A 7,904-nucleotide genomic window follows, 5' to 3' on the forward strand; every position below is an offset into this window, starting at 1 on the left:
TTATTCTCCCCTTTTCCCTGTAATATGCTCGATTTCAATTTCATACACTCTGGCCGCGTCCTTGTTTTCTTCCACATACTCCAGGCCGCTCGGGATAAAATCCGGACACAATTTGCGAATCATCATCTCGAACACCCGCTGTTTGTCTTTCATCTCAGTCAGCTCCCGAATCTTTCCGAAGGCGATCACACTTTTAAACATGGTATTCACGTCTTCCTGCAGCAGCTCGGCCTCTGCCACCACGCAAAAGGATACCCGGCTGTCATATTCAAAGTTCCGAAGTTTATGCCCCTTGACCGCCGAATGGATGTAAATCTTCCCGTCATCATAAATATAGTTGATTGGGACTCCATAAGGATATCCGTTCGCGCCGATTGTTGAAAGCACTCCATACTCGCCCGCGTCCAGCAGGGCAATTGTTTCTTCATCGGAAAGCTGTTGCGCTTTCAGCCTCATTTCCTCAAACATCACATTCTCCTCCTTTTTCGATTGGCTTTTCTTTTTCCGTTTATAATGTTATTATATCGTTATCTGGTACTCACAAAAGTACCAATTTGTAATTTATTTACCATGCCAGTATCAAGGAGGGTTTTATGCTGTTAATTAGCCGCGATTCAGGAAAACAGATTTATCTTCAGATTTACGAATATTATCGGGACCGGATCCTTTCCGGTCAGGCGCAGGCCCATTCTTCTCTGCCATCCACACGGCATCTTGCCCGGGAGCTGTCTGTCAGCCGAAACACGGTAGAAACGGCTTATCAGCAGCTTCTTGCCGAGGGATATCTCTACAGCCGGCCGGGAAGCGGTTATTATATTTCTCAGGTCGAGCGGCTTTCTCCTCCCACACCCAAAATTTCTTTTCACGCGGCGGATGATGTGGCGGAAGAGGATCGTATCTCTGTCCCCGGAATTAAATATAATTTTCAGTATGGGCGTCTCGCGCCGGAAAGCTTCCCCCTCAAGACCTGGAAACGAATTGCAAACAAAATTCTTCTTGATGTGGATCCGAATCGTATCACGGCTTATACCAGCCGGACAGGGGATCCTCTTCTCAAGGAAGAAATTACAAAATACTTGTACGAGTCCCGCAATGTTGCCTGCGAAGCGGACCGGATCGTCCTGTGTTCCGGACTGCTTACCGTTATCAGCCTGCTCTGCCAGCTTTTCATGGGGAAGTTTTCTACCGTCGCTGTGGAAGACCCTTGTTATGATACGGTACGCCATATTTTTCAGAACCACGGCTATAAAGTTTGCCCCATTCCCCTGAGGCCCGATGGGCTGGATATCGACGCGCTGCGGGAAAGCGGAGCGCGCCTCATTTATATCACGCCTTCCCACCAGTTTCCTTCGGGTACCGTCATGTCCGCCAGCAAGCGGATCAAGCTCCTGCAATGGGCCCAGGAGCAGGACGGCTATATTATTGAAGATGACTACGACAGTGAATATCGTTACAACAGCAAGCCGCTGCCTTCACTGCATTCTCTGGACAGCCAGGAGAGAGTCATCTACATCAATACCTTTTCCAAATCACTGGCGCCTATGCTCCGTCTCGGATACATGGTGCTTCCTCCCGCTTTAAAGGAGCTGTATGATTTCAAATTTGCCAACTATGGCTGCACCGTTCCCCTTCTCACTCAACTGATCCTTGCCGAATTTATGGCAGCCGGACACTGGCAGAGGCACCTGAGAAGAATCGCGTTATCCAGTAAAAAAATCCACGACCTCCTAGTAAACGAAATACGGAACGCTATGGGCTCACAAGCGGAAATTCAGGGAAACAACGCTGGCTTGCATTTTCTTCTCGCGGTTCACAATGGAATGGACGAGAAGCAGCTGATTGCTTCCGCCCGCCAGGAAGGAGTGCTGGTTTATCCTGTCTCACAGTACTTTTCCGCTCCGCCCAGGAAAAATAACCGCGTTCTCATCGGGTTTGGCGGGATAGAAGCCCAGGGCATTCCGGAAAGCGTTCAGCTGCTGAAAAAAGCCTGGTTTCAGTAAAAGTTTTCCCTTTATAAACGATACCCGTAATTGATACTTACGAAATTGCCGACTCGGCAGCTTTCTTGCCATATCAATTACGGGTACTTTTTATCATTCCGCTTATACGCGCCTTATTTGCACTTTTTCAAAAGCTTTTCCCATTCTTTATCTACATATTCCTGGGTATTCTCAATCATCCATTCATTTCCCGGCTCGAACATATGCTTAAAGCGCCCCTGCTTCGCGAGAAATTCCTCTACTGGTTTTTTGCGCTTTGGCTCATAGGTCAGACGCCACTTACCATCCTCGATTTCGTAAAGAGGCCACACGCAGGTATCCACTGCCAGCTGGCAGATTTCCGCTAAGTCTTCCGCCTCATACCGCCACCCTCTCGGACACGGGGACAGCACGTTCAGAAAGCTGGCTCCCTTTGTGTAAATCGCCTTGTGCGCCTTTTCATGCAGATCTTTAAAGTTGCCGATAAAGGTGGTCTGAGCCGCGTAAGGAATATTGTGGGCCGCTATAATCTCAGTCAGATTTTTCTTGTTTTGGATTTTTCCCGGGCTGACGCTTCCCACCGGCGAAGTCGTCGCGTCCGCGAAACGCGGAGTAGAGGAGGACCTCTGGATACCTGTGTTCATATATGCTTCATTATCATAGCACACATAAACCAGATCGTGTCCCCGTTCCATCGCGCCGGACAGAGACTGCAGACCAATATCATAGGTCCCTCCGTCGCCGCCAAAAGCGATAAACTTAAAGGTATCCGGAATTTTTCCTTTTTTCTTCATTACCTTGTAAGCCGCTTCCACTCCGCTTAAGGTTGCCGCCGCGTTTTCAAAGGCAGTATGAATATAGCTGTCCTCATAAGCGGTATACGGATACATAAAAGTGGAAACTTCCAGGCAGCTGGTGGCGTTGGCCACTACCGCCTTATCCTCCGGCTCCAGAGCCCGCAAAACGCCCCGCACCGCGACGCCCGCTCCACAGCCGGCGCAGAGCCGGTGTCCGCCCACCAGCCGTTCCTTTTTTTCTACTTCTTTCTTCAAATTATATGCCATTATAGAAACCTCGAATCTCTCACACCGATATAACGATAAACGTCCCCCGGATCGTCGTTGTCGTAAATGACGAACAGATCCTGGTAAATATCATAAAAGTCTTCTACTGTAATGTCCCTGCCTCCCAGGCCGTAAATATAATTGACCGCGTAGGGCTTGTCCTCCAGATCGTACAGGGAATTTCTCGCTTCATTAAACAGCGGGCCGCCGCTGTTGGAAAAGCTTTCCGCCTTGTCCATAATCGCCACCGCTTTTACTTTGCACATGGCCTCTGCCAGCGGAATTCTCGGAAACGGCCGAAATACTCTCAGCTTAATCAGTCCGACCTTCTTGCCTTCCGCGCGCAGCCGGTCCACAGCTTCCTTTCCGGTTCCCGCGCTGGAGCCGATGACAACCAGTGCTACTTCCGCGTCGTCCATCCTATATTCCTCAAAGAAACCGTAGCTTCTTCCGGTCATTTCCTCAAATTTCTCCGCCACATCCCGAATAACCGGCATAGCGTCTTTCATAGCCTGCGCCTGCTGTCGTTTGATTTCCATATAGTAAGGAGACGTTCCGTAAGGCCCTACAGCCAGCGGGTTCTCATGTTTTAAAAGATAGTTTTCCGGCTGATACTCGCCTACAAACTCCCGCACTTTTTCATCTTCAATCAATTCGATATTAGACACGCCGTGGCTGGTAATGAATCCATCCTGACAGATCATAATCGGCAGTCTGCATGCTTCCGAAATCAGGATTCCCTGAATAAAGTTATCATAGGCTTCCTGGTTGGTTTCCGCGTACATCTGCAGCCAGCCGGAATCCCGTGCTCCCATGGAGTCGGAATGGTCGTTGTTGATATTAATAGGACCCGTCAGCGCCCGGTTTACTACAGCCATGGTAATGGGAAGTCTGGAGGAAGCCGCCACGTAGAGAAGCTCCCACATCAGCGCAAGCCCCGCGGAAGATGTGGCTGTAACAGCCCGTGCTCCGGCCGCCGACGCTCCCATACAGACGGACATGGCGCTGTGCTCCGATTCAACTGCTACAAAATCTGTATCCACCAGCCCATTAGCGATATATTCGGAAAAATATTGCGGAATTTCTGTAGAAGGGGTAATTGGAAACGCCCCCATTACGTCCGGATTAATCTGCTTCATGGCCATAGCGATGGCTTCATTTCCGGACATTCTATCTCTGATTGCCATTATTTTACCTCCTTCACGAAATCAATCGCGCCAAAGGGACAGACCTTGACGCAGATCCCGCAGCCCTTGCAGTGCATATAATCAAAATCCAGCCGCTTGCCGTCCTTTACCGGAATCGAACTGTCCGGACAGTACGGAATGCAGAGCATACAGTGTTTGCATTTGTCTTCTTTAAAGACCGGCTTCATAATCCGCCAGTCGCCGGTGTTCACCAGCAGGGATGTAGCCGGCTCGAAAATCTCCGCTCCCACCGTCATGTCCTGCCATGTGGAATGTTCGTTAATATCCTGTGCTCTTCGTTTCATTAGCTTACCTTTACCTCTTCCATTGATTTTTTCAGCGCTTTCATATTACCTTCCACAACCTCCGGTTTGTGGGAAAATTTGTGGCGGAAGGATTCTTCCATATCCCGGATAAACTGTTCCTGGTCAATGACATGGCTGACTTTCACGGCAGCCGCCAGCATCGGGGTGTTGGGATAATTTTTCCCCAGAGTTTCCATGGAAATCTTCTCCGCGTCCACGGCGCAAATTTTCCCTTTATACTCCGGAAGCATCTCGCGGATTTCCTCCGGTTCTTTTTTGCTGTTAATAATCAGCGCTCCGCCGTCTTTAATTCCCTTTGTCACATCTACCGTTCCCAGCAGCGTCTCATCCACCACCACTACATAATCCGGATGGTAAATGTTGGAGTGAACCTTGCAAGGTTCATCGGTGATCCGGTTGTAAGCCGTAATAGGAGCTCCCATTCGCTCCGGTCCATATTCCGGAAACCCCTGCACGTGCTTTCCGGAGTTAAAAGCAACGTCCGCCAGCAGCAGACACGCCGTTTTCGCGCCCTGTCCGCCCCGGCCGTGCCATCTGATTTCCACAGCCTCGTTCTGCTTTGTCTTCTTTTCCATTCTTGAACATCCTTTCTTTTACAGTGTTGTATTAAAGAGCGATATTCCAGTTTGCCTCTATCTCAATAAAAAAGGGTTTTCACCCTTGTATAAGGACGAAAACCCGTAGATCTCGCTATACCACCTAATACAACATACTAACATACGCGTTCCTGATAACGGAGGAATACCCGTCAGAACTTACTCCCTTTTTTCGAGGCGGCTGCCGGGGCTCTCCCGTCCGCCGTCTTTGGTTTCGGCTCTGCGACTCAGAAGTGATTTTCGGTTCGCGCTCTCCTGCCCCGGGCTCGCACCATCCCCGGTTCGCTTTCCATTCAAGCGGCGCCTACTCTCTTCGTCACAGTCTTTGTTCTGTATTTAATTTTCTTTGTGTATTTTAACGCACCGCGCCTGTCCTGTCAATATTTTTATTTATTTTTCACAAAATAATTCACTTTTTATTGTGATAAAAAACGATCGTTCAGGGGAAACTAATCACAAGAGGTGATACATTTGCTAATAGGACACTTTAAAAATGATAACCGCGCGAATCCAACCCTTGTTATCGAGCATATTGTGGCGGAAACAGAAAAAAATATTGAAAAGATGACCGGAAGAAAAGTAAAGCTGGTGGCTTACGAGGTAAAAAAATCGATCTATTGACATTGTAGCGTGACAAAAAGATCGACGCCTCGCGGCCTTCCACGTCTTTCGCTCAAAGCTGCCGAAATAATTCACCGTCCATTTTTATTCTTGCTTATCTAAGCATATATTTTTGCAAATCCTGTCGCCGTTTAATGTGCAGTTTCTGTAACGCCATAGACACGTAATGTTTCACTGTGTTAGGCGAAATACTCATATGCTCGCTAATCTCCTGATTCGTCCATCCCCGGGCAGCGAGCATAGCTACGGCAAACTCACTGGTAGTCAGATTATCAGCTACATCATGCCCTGTATCCGGATTATGCACTTTTCTCCAGCCTGCGGAGAACCGATATGTTATCTCAATAATCCGCTTGAACTCTTCCGGCCATCTCTTTTTGATAACCGCCTCCAGCATTCCACCCAAAAGCCCATGATGCTCCCCAAAACCTTCGATCAAATCATCGGGCCTCGCCAGATCCCATGCGGCCAACAGATGCTCCCTCGCCTGTTCGGGCTGTTTGAGACTCATGTAATCCATTACCGCTACCAGGTGCAAATAAATAGCGGGGATCGGATACTTCTCCTGCTGCATAGCGAGGGTTGTTTCTACAATACCGACGCTTTTCCCATATTCCTTCTTCAAATAAGTATAATGGGCCTGCACATAAAAAGCGAACGCCTGAAGTCCCGGCGGCAGCAGTGGCAGATAAGTTTGAAGCGGCGACAGTTTTTCCGGCAGGGGCAGATGCAGCAGGACCGCTCCAGCGGCCGCGCAGAAGGCCTTAGCCGCCCCGATCTGCGGAACCGCTTCCGAATTAATGTCCTCCATATTACGTCTCATTTCATTCAGTGCATATCTTGCTCGTGAGATTTGTCCGAGAGAAAGATTGGCATAAGAATAGATTAGGCAGCCCGAAAGACGAATTTCCATATTCGGATGCGCCAGATATCTCCCTGTCTCAATAACCGCCCTCTCTGGCTGTCCGCTGAAATAGTGGTATTCAGCAAGGGCAATGTCTTTCCGCGGACCGTCTTCCATCGCTTCAATCATTTTCACACAACTCCCCGGTTTAAAGGCTGTGTTCATAAGGGGCATAAGCTCCATACAAAAATGGATCTCCGATCCGCTTTTTGTATGGTTTTCCTTCTTTTTCACGCTTTGAGAAATGTCCGGCTTTTCCGCGCATTGAGGAATACCCCAGGACACTCCGAATTTTCTGACGCCCTCAATTTTCCCTTCCGCACAGTATTTCTGCACCATTCGCTCTGAAATCTTCCATTTACCCGCCGCTTCCCGCACAGTCATATACTCCATCACAATGCTCTCCCAGATTTCGTTTACTGTATATTATTATATTCGTTTTGCCAAACCTTTTCAATGGCAGGAAAGGAAACGCAAGGGTATCGTCCGGAGGATTGAGGATGCCGCCGCGCCACCGCGCGAACAAATCACAAAAAATCGTCCCCGCATGCCGCTGCACGCGAACAAACCCCAGAGCTTAGAAGCAATATTTGCGCTTTTCCTTCCATACTCTGCGTAATTTTTAGAAATGAGCCGCGCTCCGGCTAAAATCCGCACTTCCCATTCCCCCTTTCCCCCCAATGGTCGCGCCTTGCGCCCTTCCATATTCTTTATTTCTGAAATGTTCGCGCTTTCGCCGCTGCCGGAAAAGTACCGGGAGGTGGCACGCTAATGGCACGGTTTTTGAGGAAAAAAGGGCATCAGGAAAGGTTATTGGAAGAAATTCAAAAAACAGAGAAACCGCTGAAACCCCGAAAATTCAACAGTTCCAACGGTTTTACCTGGCACCCCCGAGATGATTCGAACATCCGACGCACGGTTTAGGAAACCGACGCTCTATCCCCTGAGCTACGGGGGCTCAACAGGCTTATTACAAAATAAGCACTTTTTAATAATACCATATATATATCGGGGATTTCAACACTTTTCATTCAAAATCCAGGGAAATCAAGTTTCAGAAAATACTGACGCAAGCAAGAGTGGATCGAGCAGACAATCCATCATAATCTTGGAAATGGGACGTTTGGATTTCTCCTTTTCTTTGTACCGTTTGATGAGATTCAAAGCCATCTTCCGAAAGACATTGAGCTGTTCCTGAACCTCTCTGGTTTCTACTCTACAGGAATC

The 7,904-nt window shown here is 48.6% G+C and carries 9 protein-coding genes and 1 tRNA gene; 2 read left to right on the forward strand and 8 right to left on the reverse strand.

Annotation, left to right across the window (positions count from 1 at the left end):
* Nucleotides 1-468, reverse strand: a complete 468-nt coding sequence (locus H9L42_RS14865; protein WP_187304198.1) for a pyridoxamine 5'-phosphate oxidase family protein — start codon at nucleotides 466-468, stop codon at nucleotides 1-3.
* Between the two features lie 125 nt (nucleotides 469-593).
* On the opposite strand from H9L42_RS14865, the gene pdxR reads away from it, so the two are divergent.
* Nucleotides 594-2,000: a MocR-like pyridoxine biosynthesis transcription factor PdxR gene (gene pdxR / locus H9L42_RS14870; protein ID WP_187304199.1), complete on the forward strand. Its 1,407-nt coding sequence runs from the start codon at nucleotides 594-596 to the stop codon at nucleotides 1,998-2,000.
* Between the two features lie 113 nt (nucleotides 2,001-2,113).
* Here the strand turns inward: pdxR and H9L42_RS14875 are convergent, their stop codons facing one another.
* From H9L42_RS14875 to H9L42_RS14890, 4 genes are read right to left on the reverse strand one after another with little or no spacing between them, the layout of a single operon-like run.
* On the reverse strand, nucleotides 2,114-3,043 hold the full coding sequence (locus tag H9L42_RS14875; protein WP_187304200.1) for a thiamine pyrophosphate-dependent enzyme: 930 nt from the start codon (nucleotides 3,041-3,043) through the stop codon (nucleotides 2,114-2,116).
* Nucleotides 3,043-4,230 carry a pyruvate ferredoxin oxidoreductase gene (locus H9L42_RS14880; RefSeq protein ID WP_187304201.1) on the reverse strand — a complete coding sequence of 396 codons (1,188 nt, stop codon included), beginning with the start codon at nucleotides 4,228-4,230 and terminating at the stop codon, nucleotides 3,043-3,045. The genes H9L42_RS14875 and H9L42_RS14880 overlap by 1 nt, the downstream gene beginning before the upstream one ends.
* Nucleotides 4,230-4,535, reverse strand: a complete 306-nt coding sequence (locus tag H9L42_RS14885) for a 4Fe-4S binding protein (protein WP_187304202.1) — start codon at nucleotides 4,533-4,535, stop codon at nucleotides 4,230-4,232. The genes H9L42_RS14880 and H9L42_RS14885 overlap by 1 nt, the downstream gene beginning before the upstream one ends.
* Nucleotides 4,535-5,131, reverse strand: a complete 597-nt coding sequence (locus H9L42_RS14890; RefSeq protein ID WP_187304203.1) for a 2-oxoacid:acceptor oxidoreductase family protein — start codon at nucleotides 5,129-5,131, stop codon at nucleotides 4,535-4,537. The genes H9L42_RS14885 and H9L42_RS14890 overlap by 1 nt, the downstream gene beginning before the upstream one ends.
* 492 nt (nucleotides 5,132-5,623) lie before the next feature.
* On the opposite strand from H9L42_RS14890, the gene H9L42_RS14895 reads away from it, so the two are divergent.
* Nucleotides 5,624-5,773, forward strand: a complete 150-nt coding sequence (locus tag H9L42_RS14895; RefSeq protein ID WP_187304204.1) for a hypothetical protein — start codon at nucleotides 5,624-5,626, stop codon at nucleotides 5,771-5,773.
* Nucleotides 5,774-5,867: 94 nt separating this feature from the next.
* Here the strand turns inward: H9L42_RS14895 and H9L42_RS14900 are convergent, their stop codons facing one another.
* From H9L42_RS14900 to H9L42_RS16845, 3 genes are all read right to left on the reverse strand, one after another.
* Nucleotides 5,868-7,070: a LuxR C-terminal-related transcriptional regulator gene (locus H9L42_RS14900; protein WP_187304205.1), complete on the reverse strand. Its 1,203-nt coding sequence runs from the start codon at nucleotides 7,068-7,070 to the stop codon at nucleotides 5,868-5,870.
* A gap of 489 nt (nucleotides 7,071-7,559) precedes the next feature.
* Nucleotides 7,560-7,635, reverse strand: a tRNA-Arg gene (locus H9L42_RS14905).
* A gap of 89 nt (nucleotides 7,636-7,724) precedes the next feature.
* Nucleotides 7,725-7,904, reverse strand: a 180-nt coding sequence (locus H9L42_RS16845; protein WP_465270671.1) for a hypothetical protein, incomplete at its 5' end; no start/stop codon positions are given.

The sequence above is a fragment of the Zhenpiania hominis genome (assembly GCF_014333425.1).
GTDB classification, from domain to species: domain Bacteria; phylum Bacillota; class Clostridia; order Peptostreptococcales; family Anaerovoracaceae; genus Hominibacterium; species Hominibacterium hominis.

Excerpts from the sequence above, each read along its gene's own strand:
- H9L42_RS14865 (WP_187304198.1), bottom strand. The coding sequence starts at position 468 with ATGTTTGAGGAAATGAGGCTGAAAGCGCAACAGCTTTCCGATGAAGAA.
- pdxR (WP_187304199.1), top strand. The coding sequence starts at position 594 with ATGCTGTTAATTAGCCGCGATTCAGGAAAACAGATTTATCTTCAGATT.
- H9L42_RS14875 (WP_187304200.1), bottom strand. The coding sequence starts at position 3,043 with ATGGCATATAATTTGAAGAAAGAAGTAGAAAAAAAGGAACGGCTGGTG.
- H9L42_RS14880 (WP_187304201.1), bottom strand. The coding sequence starts at position 4,230 with ATGGCAATCAGAGATAGAATGTCCGGAAATGAAGCCATCGCTATGGCC.
- H9L42_RS14885 (WP_187304202.1), bottom strand. The coding sequence starts at position 4,535 with ATGAAACGAAGAGCACAGGATATTAACGAACATTCCACATGGCAGGAC.
- H9L42_RS14890 (WP_187304203.1), bottom strand. The coding sequence starts at position 5,131 with ATGGAAAAGAAGACAAAGCAGAACGAGGCTGTGGAAATCAGATGGCAC.
- H9L42_RS14900 (WP_187304205.1), bottom strand. The coding sequence starts at position 7,070 with ATGGAGTATATGACTGTGCGGGAAGCGGCGGGTAAATGGAAGATTTCA.